The following is a 12,994-nucleotide window of genomic DNA, read 5'->3' as shown; positions in this document are numbered from 1 at the left end:
CCAACCCGGCCGACGAGGTGACGCCGGCCTTCTCTGGCGAACCGGAGGGGCGGCCCGAGCCGTCGACGCCGGAGGAGTCCCGGGCCCCGGTGGGTGTGGTCGATCCGGTGTTCGCCGAGCCGGCCCCCGCCGCCCGCAGCGAGGAAGGTCGGCCCTCCGGGGGTCGAGGCGCCGCGGAGGCCGGGGCATCCGAGCCGGCCGACGACGCACCGTCCGATGTGGACAATGTGAGCCGGTCCTCCGGCGATCAGCCGTCCCCCGCTGGGGCGACGTTGCCGCCCGAGTTGGCGGAGGCCGCCCGTACCCTCTTCGGCGACCGGCTCGACCTGGCCGCCGCGTACGCCGAACTGCTGGCCACGGACGGCGTGGTGCGCGGCCTGATCGGCCCCCGCGAGACGCCGCGGCTCTGGGACCGTCACCTGCTCAACTGTGCGGCGATGGCCGAGCGGATCCCGGAGGGCGCCAGCCTGATCGACGTCGGCTCCGGGGCCGGCCTGCCCGGCCTGGTGCTGGCGATCGCCCGCCCGGACCTGACCGTGACCCTGGTCGAGCCGCTCGCCCGCCGGACCGCCTTCCTCATCGAGGCGGTGCAGCAGCTCGGGTTGACCAGGTCGGTGCGGGTGTTCCGCGGTCGCGCCGAGGAGGCCGCCGCCGGATCCCGTGACCGGGAGCCACTGGCCGCCGACATCGTCACCGCACGCGCCGTGGCCTCGCTGGACCGGCTCGCGGCCTGGTGCCTGCCGCTGGCGAAGCCCGGCGGCCGGCTGGTGGCCCTCAAGGGCGCCTCCGCAGCCGAGGAGATCGCCGAGCACGCGGCGGCGGTCGCCCGGCTCGGCGGCGGCGAGCCGGAGCTGCACCGGTGTGGAGTCGGTGTGATCGACCCGCCCGCCACGGTGATCGAGGTGGTGCGCGAGCGGGTGGTCGGTCCGGCCAAGAAGAAGGGGCCGAAGCGCTCGCGGGGCGGCCGGCGCCGCAGTGCGCACGGCCGGGATCGCTGACGGGGCAAGGCTTTCCGGACGCCCAGCCGGTCGTTGAACCGGGTGGGCGTGAGCTGATCGATCAGAACCCGACGTGGACCCGCTGCGCCCGTCGGCCGTAGGCTGGCCGCGCGTCGATAGTGTGGAACGGCGGTGCCGGGCGGGACCGCACCCGACCGTTCCCACCGGGCCGGCGACGCCGCGCGGTGAGCGCGGGGGCCTGAATGACGGGGTGCGGACCGACCATCCGGAGCGGGCAGGGATGACAGGTGCATGACGACGGCAGGTACGACGACCCACGGGTGACCGGGCCAGGAGGGCGACCCTCCGCCACCGGCCCCGTTTCACGTGAAACCAACTACCAGGGCTGGCCGGCGAACGACGAGCCCCACGACCCGTCCACGCGCCCGCCGGACTGCGATCCGGTGGTGCGCCGGGACGTGCCGGCAGCGGGCGCCGTGCGGCCGACCTCCGCCGTGCCGATGAACGTGCCGCCGGCGCGGGAGCCGCACGACCCGAACGGGGGTCCGGCGAACGCGCCCACCTCCCGTCCGGCTCCCGTGCGCGGGAACGTTGCAGTCCCCGCCCGCTACGAGCAGCAGCCGCCGGTCGCGGCCGTGCCGCAGCAGCCCACCCCGGAGGCGGTGCCGGACGCGGCCGCCGGCGCGACGGCCCCCTCCGACACGCCACCGGCCGCCGACTACGGTGCCGAACCCCCGGCGAGCACGTACGTTTCACGTGAAACCCCGACGCGCGAAGAGGATGACCCACCGTTGGCTATGGAGGCTATGCGCGCCGTGCAGATCCTGAATCCGAGTGGTGAGGTCAGCATGCCCCGCCCCGCCCGGACCCGGGTGATGTGCGTCGCCAACCAGAAGGGCGGCGTGGGCAAGACCACGACCACGGTCAACCTGGCGGTGGCGCTCGCCCTGCACGGCAACCGGGTCCTCGTGGTCGACCTCGACCCGCAGGGCAACGCCTCCACCGGACTGAACGTGCCGCACCACACCGGCGTGCCGGACGTGTACGACTGCCTGATCGACAGCGTGCCGCTGGAGGAGGTGGCCCAGGCCGTCGAGGGCATCCCGAACCTGTGGTGCGTACCGGCCACCATCGACCTGGCGGGCGCCGAGATCGAGCTGGTCTCGGTGGTCGCCCGGGAGTCCCGGCTGGCCCGGGCCATCGCCGCGTACCCGGGGCACTTCGACTACGTCTTCATCGACTGCCCGCCCTCGCTCGGCCTGCTGACCGTCAACGCGCTGGTCGCCGCGCAGGAGGTGCTCATCCCGATCCAGTGCGAGTACTACGCGCTGGAGGGCCTCAACCAGCTGATCCAGAACATCAACCTGGTCCGGCAGCACCTCAACCCGAAGCTCGAGGTCTCCACCATCCTGCTCACCATGTACGACCGGCGTACCCGGCTGGCCGACGCGGTGGAGCAGGACGTCCGGAACCACTTCGGAGACAAGGTGCTCGAGGCCGTGATCCCCCGGAACGTACGGGTCTCCGAGGCGCCCAGCTACGGCCAGTCGGTGATGACCTACGATCCCGGTTCGCGGGGGGCCACGAGCTACTTCGAGGCCGCCCAGGAGATTGCCGAGCGAGGCGTCAAGGAGCCGGTGAGCCGGAATGCGTAGTGCGGAGAAGTCGCTGGGAGGCGTCGCATGAAGAACCGTCCTCGCGGCGGTCTGGGTCGGGGGCTCGGTGCCCTCATCCCCACCGGGCCCGTGCCGGGCAGCGCCCCGGCGGCCGCCGAACCCGAGAACGGTACGGCGGCGGCCGTGCCCACCACCCCCGTGGGCGGTGCGGCGGCGGTCGTGACCGAGGCCGGCGGCGTTGGCGACCTGCGCGCCCCGGCCGTCCCGGCCGCGGAACCGGAGCCGCAACTGAGCCCGGTCCCGGGAGCGCGCTTCGCCGAGATCCCGGTCGACAGCATCGTGCCGAACCCGAAGCAGCCCCGGCACGTCTTCGACGAGGAGGCGCTGGAGGAGCTGAAGACCTCGATCCAGGAGGTGGGCTTCCTCCAGCCGATCGTCGTCCGCCAGCTCGACAGCGAGAAGTACGAACTCGTCATGGGCGAGCGGCGCTGGCGCGCGGCCCAGGCGGTCGGCCGGGACAGCATTCCCGCCATCGTCCGGGACACCAAGGACGACGCGATGCTCCGGGACGCGCTGCTGGAGAACATCCACCGGGCCAACCTCAACCCGCTGGAAGAGGCGGCCGCGTACCAGCAACTGCTGGAGGAGTTCGGCGCGACGCACGAGGAGCTGGCCCGCCGGATCGGCCGCAGCCGCCCGCAGATCTCCAACACCATCCGGCTGATGAACCTGCCCGCCCAGGTGCAGCGCCGGGTCGCCGCCGGGGTGCTCTCCGCCGGCCACGCCCGCGCCCTGCTCAGCCTCGACGACGCCGAGGCGCAGGAGCAGCTTGCCAAGCGCATCGTCGCTGAGGGCATCTCCGTACGCGCCACCGAGGAGCTGGTGGCCCTGGCGCTTGCCGAAGGCCCGGCGAAGACCCCCGCCGCGAAGCGCCGGCCGAAGCCGCATGCACCGGCGCTCACGGACCTCGCCGACCGGCTCTCCGACCGATTCGACACCCGGGTGAAGGTCGACATCGGCCGGAGCAAGGGCAAGATCACGATCGAGTTCGCGACGGTCGACGACCTGGAGCGGATCGTCGGGATCATCGGGGTGGGCCAGGAGGAGCAGCCCGGGGAGTAGGTACGCCCCTGTCGATCTTCGGCCGCGTGGTCCCTGCCGGGACGACGCGGCCGTGTCGTTTGCGAGGTGGGTCGGCCGAGGGGTCTCGGCTTGGTCGAGTCGGTTCTGGTTTCCCGGCAGGAGTGGGTGGGCGTCCTGCCGGAGGGCTGGTCCCTCGGACGTTGTCCAAGGCGGCGCACATGCTGGCGGATCGGCTCCGGTGGCGGGTGTCAACTCAGTGTCTGGTCCGCATCGCACGGACCGGGTAGGCGTCCTTACCGGTGGCCGGTGGCCGGTGGCCGGTGGCCCGTGCCCGGGTGCCCGATGTCCTTGTCGGTGCCGATTGCGCTATCGGCGGTGGGTGCCGGTGTTGGGTGCCGACATGGCGTCGCTGCCGTCGTCCCCTGCCGGCGCTGCCGGTGGCGAGCCGGGATCCGACTGTCTACCGATGATCGGCCTACTACTCGAAGCTGATCGAAGGCGCTCCGCGACTCCGCGACTGGGCCGTGGCGTCCGACAGTGAGGAGCGTGTGTTTCACGTGAAACGGCGACGTGGTCGTGGCGGGGAGTCCCGCAGCCGCGGGCGGGGGCGGCGGACGGAGAACTCTTTCCCGCCGGTGGTTCCGCCTGGCGGCTGGGCAACCTGTCCCCGCCGGTGATTCGGTCCGGCGGCTCCAACCCAGGTTGCCGCAGTCTGAATCCCCATGCGGTACCGGGCCCAGCGCCCTCAAGGGGTCCGCCTCTGTGCGGGCAGCCAGCCCTCAATCGGCTTCGGTGCGCGCTCCAACCTCTCGCCGTCGCCCTCCATTCCGAGCCCACCGCCCGTGCGCCCGCTTCGCCACGAGGCGGTCCGCCTGGGTGGGTGTGCTGTTGTCCCCGGATCCCCCGTTCCCGGATCCCCCGTCCACGATCCGCCCTCCTGCGATCCGCCCTCCTGCCGTTTCGCAATCATCCCCAGGCCTTCGCTTCATCCCCGGGCCTTCGCCTTGGCTGGCCCTTGTCCCGCGGGCCGTCGTTCTCCGGGTTGTCGTTCTCCGGCCCGGCAGCCGCCCGCCTGCGGGCCGTCGCCGCCCCGCCTGCCTGTGGGGCCGTCGCCGCCCCGCCTGCCTGTGGGGCCGTCGCCGCCGCGCCCGCCGGCGTCTTGGCCGGCAGCCTTTGGCCGGTAATCCAGGTGCCCTGGCGTCGGTTGGGCGCCCAGCGCCTGAGGCCTCAGCCGTACCCACGCAGCCCGATGCGGATGTGCCCCCCTTGCCGGTACACGCCTGCCTCGCCAGCGGTCATCTGGATCGCATGGATGCTCCAAGAACTGGATGTCGGCCCCGAGACGGTCCCGCAAGGGCTGTGAGCCACCTGGAGCGGTCTGCCGTCCCTGGTTCGGCCCTGGGGACCCCCTCCCGGATTGCGGGCCGGCTCTGAGGCGCTGAGCGGTCCGCGCGTCGCGTGCAATCGGCCTTGTGACCCGCACATCTCAGTCGGCCTGTCTGCCCGTTCGGATCGGGCTCCCCAGCCGGAGCCGTTGCCCAAGGGCCGGGCGGCAGAGGAATCGTCCGCAACGAGGCGGTCCGGGCTGAGGTGCCTCGCTCGGCTTCGCATCGCCAGGCGAGGCCGGGTTCCCCACTCGCGCCGGCCTGCCGGCTCCGGGTCGACGAGCGGCGGCGATTGTCGCCGCCGCCAGAGAAGGCCCCGCATCGCAAGGAAGCGCCCGATGAACCAGGACCGCCTTCGACTCGACTTGGCGGAGTTGGCCGAGGAGGTGCCTCCGGTTCGCGACCTGCGCGACCGGGCCCTGCGCACGTCCCAGCCTTGGCTGTTTCACGTGAAACGGCATCCCACGAAGCCCGTCGTCCCACGAGCCCTGGGCCGGCGATCCATCCGTCGACCGAGCCGACTCGCGCTGCCTCCATCAACGGCGGCGGGTAAGGCAAGACCAACGGTCACTTCCCGGCAGAGCCCATCCGCCTCTTTGATATCGGCCGCGCTCATCGGTGCGGACCCGGCCCCCCCTCGACGCCGGTCACGGCGCCTGACGTGTGTCTTCGCGTGAGTCATCCACGTCATCAAGCTCGTAGCGGTCCACGCCTATTTGGGGGTCGGGGCCGTCGTAGCTACAGGGCGGGGCCGGAACCGGCGAGGACCGTGCGCCGGCTAAGAACTTGATGACGAGTGCGGATCAGGCGAGCCAACCACGCCTCGTACTCCTGAGTCGCCGCCGTCCGCCGCAGGCACGTCGCCGGGAAGCTCTCCAGCGGGCACCGGGAGGGGCGAGTAGGAGCCAGTCCGGCTTGGCGGGGAGGAGCCGTCCGCCTGACCCCCCGGGTTCAGGGCCGCCTCGGCGCGGGCGAAAGAGATGTCTGCCGGACCCGCCTCGGCGCTCCAACCCCGATCCACTGGGGGTCACTCGTTTCACGTGAAACACGAGCCCGGCCGTCCGCCGGTCCGTTGACAGGCCACCCCTCTGAAACGAGCCGGAGACCCGGTACCGATCGCCGACTCGATCGTTAGGACGGAAGGGCCGAGCCACTTCCACGACCCGTGGACAACCCGCCCCCGTTATCCACAGCCGTTTTCCACAGGCCCTCCCCGTTTCACGTGAAACAGCGCGCGGAAACCCTTGCTGAGCAGTGGATGACGCGGCGTGGTGGTGATCTCAGCGGCCTGTGGACAACGCGGTGGACAACCGGTTGTGGATCGATGAGGAACGCTCAGCGGCCCGGCGATCAGGTAGGGACAGGCGTCGCCAACTCGGTTAGGGTCAGCGTCGTGCAGGACACCCCTCCCTCAGTCCCGGACTTCACCCAGTGGCCCTCCTTCCCCTTCGAGGGCGAGCTCCACGTCAAGCCGCTCGATGAGCCCGTACCGGTCGAACCACCCCGCCGCGGTGAGGGGAGCCGGGAGTGCACGGCGTGCAACGCGCCGGACGAGGCGTACATCTGGGTGGGTGAGCGATGGCGGGTTCGGGCGATGGACCGACCCACGGGCCTTCCGATGGTGCTGATCCTGGAGTCCCGGTCGCACCTCGACCTGGGCGATCTGCCGAACCTGCTCGCCGCCGAGTTGGGCGTGATGACGGTACGTCTGGAGCGGGCCATCCGCTCGCTGGACGGCGTGGCCCGGGTGCACGTCAACCGCTGGGGTGACGGCTCGGCGCATCTGCACCTGTGGTTCCTGGCCCGGCCGTACGGGCGGCTGCAGCTGCGCGGCACATTCCTGTCCCTGTGGGACTCGATCCTGCCCCCGATCTCCGAGGCGCAGTGGCGGGAGAACCTGGCCATGGTGGCCGCGTGGCTGGCCGAGTTCGGTGGCCGGCCCCTCGCCGAGCCGCCCCGGATCCAGTGGCAGGCGCCGTCGAGCCTCAACGCCCCGTCGACGGGCGAGACGGCCGAAGCGGCCGAGGAGGAGACGGCGTCGGTGATCGAGGCCGCGGACGAGATCCCGGAGACCGAAGGGGCGGAGCGGTCCTCGATCGAGGAGCCGCACGAGCCGGCCACCCCGGCGGAGGCCGAGGAGTCGCGGAAACCGGCCGGACCGGCGAAGGCCGGGGAGCCGCACGAGCCCGGCCCGGTGACGCGGACAGCGGAGGAGCCGCAGCAGGCGGCCGGCTCAGCCTGACGTCACGGGCGGCGGGCGGCGGCGCGGCTCACGAGCGTGCCGAGCGCCCGCCCGAAGTCCAGCCCGGCCGCCTGGACGGCCAGCGGCAGGAGCGAGGTCTCGGTCATCCCCGGGGAGACGTTGACCTCCAGCACGTGCGGCTGCCCCTCGGCGTCGACGATCAGGTCGACCCGGGAGAGGTCGCGCAGGCCGAGCGCGGTGTGCGCGGCGAGAGCCACCTCGGCCACCCGCTCGGTCGTCGCCGGATCGAGCCGGGCCGGCGCGTGCCAGGTGGTGCGGCCCGCGGTGTAGCGGGCGGCGTAGTCGTAGACGCCGTTGCGGGGCACGATCTCGACCGGCGGCAGGGCCTGCGGGCCCTCGCCCAGGTCGAGCACGGAGACCGCCACGTCCATGCCGGGAACGTAGCGCTCCACCAGGGCCGTCTGGTCGTACGCGAAACAGCCGACCATGGCGGCCGGCAGCGACGCGGGGTCCCGGACCACGGCGGCGCCCAGTCCGGAGCCGCCCTGCGCCGGCTTGACCATCAGCGGCAGGCCGAGCCGGTCGGCGATCCGGTCGAGGACGGCCACCGCGCCCAGTTCGGAGAAGCGGTCGTGCGGCAGCGCCACCCAGTCGGGCGTCGGGATGCCCGCCTCGCGCAGCACCGCCTTCGCGGAGGGCTTGTCCCAGGCGAGCCGGGACGCGCGGGCGTCGCAGCCGACGTAGGGCACGTCGCAGAGGTCGAGTACGCCGCGCAGCGAGCCGTCCTCGCCGGTGGCGCCGTGCAGGGCGATCACCACGGCGTCCGGCGGGTCGGCGGCCAGGGCGGGCAGCAGCGCGATGTCGGCGTCCCGCAGCTCGGCCTCCACGCCGACCGCGCGCAGCGCGTCGAGCACCCGCCGGCCGGACCGGAGCGAGACGTCCCGCTCGTAGGAGAGCCCGCCGGCGAGCACCAGCACGTGCAGTTCGTCGGTGGCGGCGGGTCCGGTCACGGAAGTGTCGGGAGCAGGGCTGACGGCCATGCGGGAATCATGCCAAGTCGGGACCGGGCGCGTCCGAGCCGCCCTGCCGGCGCCGCGGACCCGCGCCGCCGACCGCGCCGAAGACCTTGCGCATGGCGATCTCCTGCTCCATCACTCCGGCGAGCCGGCGGACGCCCTCGCGGATCCGCTCCGGCGGCGGGAAGGAGAAGTTGAGCCGCATGTTGCCGCTGCCGGTCCCGTCGGCGTAGAAGCCGGTGCCGGGCACGTACGCGACCCGGGCGGCGATCGCCCGCGGCATCATCGCCTTGGAGTCGAGGCCGTCCGGCAGGGTCGCCCAGACGAAGAGGCCGCCGCCGGGGGTGGTCCAGCTGGTGCCCGCCGGCATCAGGTCCGCGAGCGCGTCGAGCAGGGCGTCCCGGCGCTCGCGGTAGACCTCCCGGTAGACCTTGAGCTGCTGCCGCCAGGGCATGGTGCCGAGGTACGTCGAGACGGCGGCCTGCGCGTAACCGCTGGGGCAGAGGATCTGCGCCTCGCTGGCGATGACCAGCTTGTCGCGGACCGCGTGCGGGGCGAGGATCCAACCCACCCGCAGGCCGGGCGCGAAGGTCTTGGAGAAGGTGCTCAGGTAGAAGACCCCGTCGCGCCGCCGGGCGCGCAGCGGCGCGGGCGCCTCGCCCTCGAAGCCGAGCTGACCGTACGGGTCGTCCTCCACCACGAGCAGGCCGGCGCGCTCGCAGATGTCGAGCACCCGCTCGCGCCGCTCCTCGCTCAGCGTCACGCCGGTCGGGTTCTGGTAGGTGGGGATGGTGTAGAGGAACTTCACCCGCCGGCCGGCCCGCGCCAGGTCGGCGATGGCCACCTCCAGCGCCTCGGGGATCAGCCCTTCGGAGTCCATCGGCACGTGTGCCACCTGGGCCTGGGCGGCCTGGAACACCCCGAGTGCGCCGACGTAGGTCGGGCCCTCGGCGAGCACCACGTCTCCCGGGTCCAGGAAGAGCCGGGCCACCAGGTCGAGCGCCTGCTGGCCGCCGACGGTGACCACCACGTCCTCCGGCGAGGCGCCGCACGACGCGTCGATCCCGGACAGCGCCATCACCTCGCAGATCCGCTCGCGCAGCTCCGGGGTGCCCTGGCCGATGCCGTACTGGAGGGTGGTGGCGCCGTGCTCGGCACCGAGCCGGCCGAGCATCTCGCCGACCGCGTCGAGCGGCAGCGCCGCGATGTAGGGCGCGCCACCGGCGAGCGAGACCACCTCCGGCCGGCTGGCCACCGCGAAGAGTGCCCGGATCTCGGAGGCCGTCATCCCCCGGACCCGCCGGGCGTACCGGTCGGTGTAGTCGTCGAGCGTCGTGCCGGTCATGACATCACCTCGATCGGGTGTCGGCGGGGCTGCCGCCCGGTGTGGTACCCGCGATGCCGGCAACCATGGCGGCGCGGGACGCCGGTTGGTCGATCGTAATCGGCGCCGGCCAGCATCGGGCCCGCCGTGTGGGTACGTCCACATCCCGGACCGGCCCTCCCCGGCTCGGGTGGGCGTTCGCGCGTCCACTCCCGTAGCGTCGGGCAGGGGCGTACGATCGCTCGTCGGGGGCAGGAAGGCGGCGGGAGACCGCGGTGGTCTCCGCCGGCGAGCCAAATGGGTGGGGTGCTCATGTCGCGACGTCTGGTCAGTCTGACCCTGGACACGCTGGAGGACCTGCCCCGCTCCTGCCGCCAGTGCGTCTACTGGGAGCTGGACCCGGTCTCGGCCGAGCGCGCGTGCGCCGCCGGCGACCCGGGCCTGGAGAAGGAGGCCTGGGTCTCCCAGACGCTCCTCGAGTGGGGTTCCTGCGGCAAGCTCTCCTACGTCGACGGGATGCCCGCCGGTTTCGTCATGTACGCCCCGCCGGCCTACGTCCCGCGCTCGATGGCGTTTCCCACCTCGCCGGTCTCCGCGGACGCCGCGCTGCTGATGACCGCCCACGTGGTGCCCGCCTTCGCCGGCGGCGGCCTGGGCCGGATGCTGGTCCAGGGTGTGGCCCGGGATCTCACGAAGCGCGGCATCAAGGCGATCGAGGCGTTCGGCGACGCCAAGTTCGGCGACGACGGCGACGATCCGACCCGGGCCTGCCTGGCACCGGCCGACTTCTTCCTCTCCGTCGGGTTCAAGACGGTCCGCCCGCACCCGCGCTACCCCCGCCTCCGGCTGGAGCTGCGCACCGCGCTGAGCTGGAAGTCCGACGTCGAGTACGCGCTGGAGAAGCTGCTCGGCTCGATGAGCCCGGAGACGCTGCTCCGCCCGGTCCGGCCGGCTCCGGCCACCCGCTCGACCAGCTGACGGCCGCGGAGCTCAGTCGACCACCGTGCCGGCGGCCACCACTGCCCGCAGCTCGCTCACGTCGATCGAGCCGGTCGGCACGTCCCGCTCGATCGGGTAGTACATCCGCTGCACGGCCGCGACGATCGCCTCGACCACCCGGTCGCGGAACCGGGGGTCGACGAGCCGGCCCCGGTCGGCCGGCGAGGTCAGGTAGCCCACCTCCACCCGCACGGCGGGCATCCGGGTCAGCCGCAGCAGGTCCCACGCCTTGGCGTGGGTGCGGCAGTCCCGCAGCCCGGTGCGGGCCACGATCTCCCGCTGCACCAGCCCGGCCAGCCGCTCCCCGGTGGCCGAGGTGACGCCGTTGTCGGTGCCGTAGTGGTAGGTGGCCACCCCGTCGGCCGCCGGATTGGCGTGCCCGTCGGTGTGCAGCGAGATGAAGACGTCGGCGCCGAGGGAGTTGGCGAGCTGGGCCCGGTCCGCGTCCGGCAGGCAGGTCCGCGGGGACGGGCCCCGGGTGAGCTGTACCCGTACGCCGGCCGCGGCGAGCCGCCCCTCCAGCCGGCTGGCCAGGTCGTGCACGATGTCCGCCTCGGTCCAGCGCAGCGGGCCGTCGGGCACGACCACGCCGGGGTCGGTGCCGCCGTGCCCGGGGTCGATCACCACGGTCCGCCCGACCAGGGTCGGCCCGGCCTGACGGATGGCGTCGGACTCGCGGAGCCACTGCGGCCGCCCGCCGACGACCTTGCGGCCGAGGCGGCGCAGCGCGTTGATGGTGTGCGGGCCGCACGCCCCGTCCGGTTTCAGCCCCATCTCCCGCTGGAACTGGGCGACCGCGCGGGAGGTGCGGATGCCGTAGATGGCGTCGGCGCGGCCCACGTCGTACCCCATCTCCAGGAGCCGTTCCTGGAGCGACCGGACGTCCTCGCCGATCAGCGGCTCAGGGACCGCGTGGTAGAGGGTGCGCGCGCCGAACCGCCAGCGGGCCGCGTCCAGCGCCCGCCAGGTCTCCGCGCCCACCCGCCCGTCCACGCTCAGGCCGCGGGACTGCTGGAACGCCCGGACCGCGCGCTCGGTCTCCGCGTCGAACTCCTCGCCCCCGCCGCTCGGGAGCAGCTCCAGGCCCTTGAGGACGGTGCGGATCTCGGCCACCGCGGGTCCCCGGTCACCGGGTCGGATGGGACGCACGATGACCCCCCTCTGCACGGACGCCGGCTGGCCGGAGACTCCGACGGAGGTGCTTCCCCCGCCCGGGACACGCCTACGGAGCGTACCGTGACCGGTCACCGAGCGGCCCGGGTTCGCCGCAGGTCCGAAACGGCGGAACCCCCGCCACCCGGGGTGGGGTGGACGGGGGTTCCGGCGGTGTCGGGCGTCGGCTCAGAGCGCCGACTCGATGAGCTTGACCAGCTCGCCCTTCGGCTTCGCGCCGGCGATGGACTGCACCGGCTCACCGTCCTTGAAGATGGTCAGGGTCGGCACCGACATCACGCGGTAGGTGCGCGCCGTCTCGGGGTTCTCGTCGATGTTGAGCTTGACGATGGTGACCTGGTCACCCATCTCGCCCGCGATCTCCTCCAGCAGCGGCGAGACCTTGCGGCACGGACCGCACCACTCCGCCCAGAAGTCGACCAGAACCGGCTTGTCGGACTTCAGCACGTCGCTCGCGAAGCTCGCGTCCGTGACCGCCTTGGTTGCTCCCACTATGAACCCCTCCTCCGGGACCTTTTTGTGAAAATCTTTCAGCCTTGCAGGGTGGCGATGAAGCGCTCGGCGTCCAGGGCGGCGGCACAGCCCGTGCCGGCCGCGGTGATCGCCTGCCGGTAGGTGTGGTCGACCACGTCACCGGCGGCGAACACACCCGGGATGCTGGTCCGGGTGGTCGGCGCCTGCACCTTCACGTACCCCTCGTCGTCGAGTTCCACCTGGTCGCGGAAGAGCTCACTGCGCGGATCGTGGCCGATCGCCACGAAGACGCCGGTGACGTCGAGCACCTTGCTCTCACCGGTGTGCACGTTGCGCACCCGTACCCCGCTGACCTTGCCGTCCTCGCCCAGGATCTCCTCGATGACGCTGTTCCACTCGACCTTGATCTTCTCGTTGCCGAGGGCCCGGGCGGCCATGATCTTGCTGGCGCGGAACGAGTCGCGGCGGTGGATGATCGTCACCGACTCGGCGAACCGGGTGAGGAAGCTGGCCTCCTCCATCGCCGAGTCGCCGCCGCCGACGACCACGATGTGCTGGTTGCGGAAGAAGAAGCCGTCACAGGTGGCGCAGGACGACACGCCGTGGCCCAGGTACTCCTGCTCGCCCGGCACGCCCAGCGGCCGCCAGGCCGAGCCGGTGGAGAGGATGACCGCCTTGGCCCGGTAGGCGGTCTCGCCCACCCAGACGGTGCTGACCGCGTCCGAGCCGGTGTCACCGGTGTCCTTCAGCTCGACCCGGGTC

The 12,994-nt window shown here is 72.7% G+C and carries 10 protein-coding genes; 5 read left to right on the top strand and 5 right to left on the bottom strand.

What is annotated here, in order from left to right; genetic code table 11:
- The first annotated feature begins 227 nt into the window (after nt 1-227).
- The 4 genes from rsmG to ACW0Q9_RS01955 all read left to right on the top strand — a co-directional run bounded on the left by rsmG (nt 228) and on the right by ACW0Q9_RS01955 (nt 7,285).
- On the top strand, nt 228-998 hold the full coding sequence (gene rsmG, locus ACW0Q9_RS01970) for a 16S rRNA (guanine(527)-N(7))-methyltransferase RsmG (RefSeq protein ID WP_456178042.1): 771 nt from the start codon (nt 228-230) through the stop codon (nt 996-998).
- Nucleotides 999-1,246: 248 nt separating this feature from the next.
- Nucleotides 1,247-2,614, top strand: coding sequence for an AAA family ATPase (locus ACW0Q9_RS01965; protein WP_456178040.1), 1,368 nt, complete (start codon nt 1,247-1,249; stop codon nt 2,612-2,614).
- A gap of 27 nt (nt 2,615-2,641) precedes the next feature.
- Nucleotides 2,642-3,697 carry a ParB/RepB/Spo0J family partition protein gene (locus ACW0Q9_RS01960; RefSeq protein ID WP_456178039.1) on the top strand — a complete coding sequence of 352 codons (1,056 nt, stop codon included), beginning with the start codon at nt 2,642-2,644 and terminating at the stop codon, nt 3,695-3,697.
- 2,739 nt (nt 3,698-6,436) lie between these two features.
- Nucleotides 6,437-7,285 carry a hypothetical protein gene (locus tag ACW0Q9_RS01955; protein ID WP_456178037.1) on the top strand — a complete coding sequence of 283 codons (849 nt, stop codon included), beginning with the start codon at nt 6,437-6,439 and terminating at the stop codon, nt 7,283-7,285.
- Between the two features lie 2 nt (nt 7,286-7,287).
- Here ACW0Q9_RS01955 and ACW0Q9_RS01950 read toward each other — a convergent pair whose 3' ends face one another.
- Complete coding sequence (locus ACW0Q9_RS01950) at nt 7,288-8,286, bottom strand: D-alanine--D-alanine ligase family protein (protein ID WP_456178036.1); 999 nt, start codon at nt 8,284-8,286, stop codon at nt 7,288-7,290.
- 7 nt (nt 8,287-8,293) lie between these two features.
- The gene (locus ACW0Q9_RS01945) at nt 8,294-9,607 is read right to left on the bottom strand and encodes an aminotransferase-like domain-containing protein (protein WP_456178034.1); all 1,314 of its coding nucleotides are present in this window, start codon (nt 9,605-9,607) and stop codon (nt 8,294-8,296) included.
- Between the two features lie 291 nt (nt 9,608-9,898).
- Here ACW0Q9_RS01945 and ACW0Q9_RS01940 point away from each other — a divergent pair, with 291 nt between their 5' ends.
- Nucleotides 9,899-10,564, top strand: a complete 666-nt coding sequence (locus ACW0Q9_RS01940; protein WP_456178032.1) for a GNAT family N-acetyltransferase — start codon at nt 9,899-9,901, stop codon at nt 10,562-10,564.
- Nucleotides 10,565-10,576: 12 nt separating this feature from the next.
- On the opposite strand, the gene ACW0Q9_RS01935 is transcribed toward ACW0Q9_RS01940, so the two are convergent.
- The 3 genes from ACW0Q9_RS01935 to ACW0Q9_RS01925 form a co-directional block, all read right to left on the bottom strand.
- Entirely contained in the window at nt 10,577-11,734 is a 1,158-nt protein-coding gene (locus tag ACW0Q9_RS01935) for an N-acetylmuramoyl-L-alanine amidase (protein WP_456178030.1), read from the bottom strand.
- A 192-nt stretch (nt 11,735-11,926) separates the two neighbouring features.
- Nucleotides 11,927-12,250: a thioredoxin gene (trxA, locus tag ACW0Q9_RS01930; RefSeq protein WP_456178028.1), complete on the bottom strand. Its 324-nt coding sequence runs from the start codon at nt 12,248-12,250 to the stop codon at nt 11,927-11,929.
- 38 nt (nt 12,251-12,288) lie between these two features.
- Nucleotides 12,289-12,994: NAD(P)/FAD-dependent oxidoreductase (locus tag ACW0Q9_RS01925; protein ID WP_456178026.1), on the bottom strand; the 706-nt coding region annotated here is incomplete at its 5' end.

This window comes from Micromonospora sp. I033, assembly GCF_053890995.1.
The sequence above is the reverse complement of the archived record's forward strand: the minus strand, read 5'-3'. Positions and strand labels throughout refer to the sequence as shown.

Coding starts and splice junctions, on each gene's coding strand:
- ACW0Q9_RS01960 (WP_456178039.1), top strand. CDS start 2,642: ATGAAGAACCGTCCTCGCGGCGGTCTGGGTCGGGGGCTCGGTGCCCTC.
- ACW0Q9_RS01950 (WP_456178036.1), bottom strand. CDS start 8,286: ATGGCCGTCAGCCCTGCTCCCGACACTTCCGTGACCGGACCCGCCGCC.
- ACW0Q9_RS01940 (WP_456178032.1), top strand. CDS start 9,899: ATGTCGCGACGTCTGGTCAGTCTGACCCTGGACACGCTGGAGGACCTG.
- ACW0Q9_RS01945 (WP_456178034.1), bottom strand. CDS start 9,607: ATGACCGGCACGACGCTCGACGACTACACCGACCGGTACGCCCGGCGG.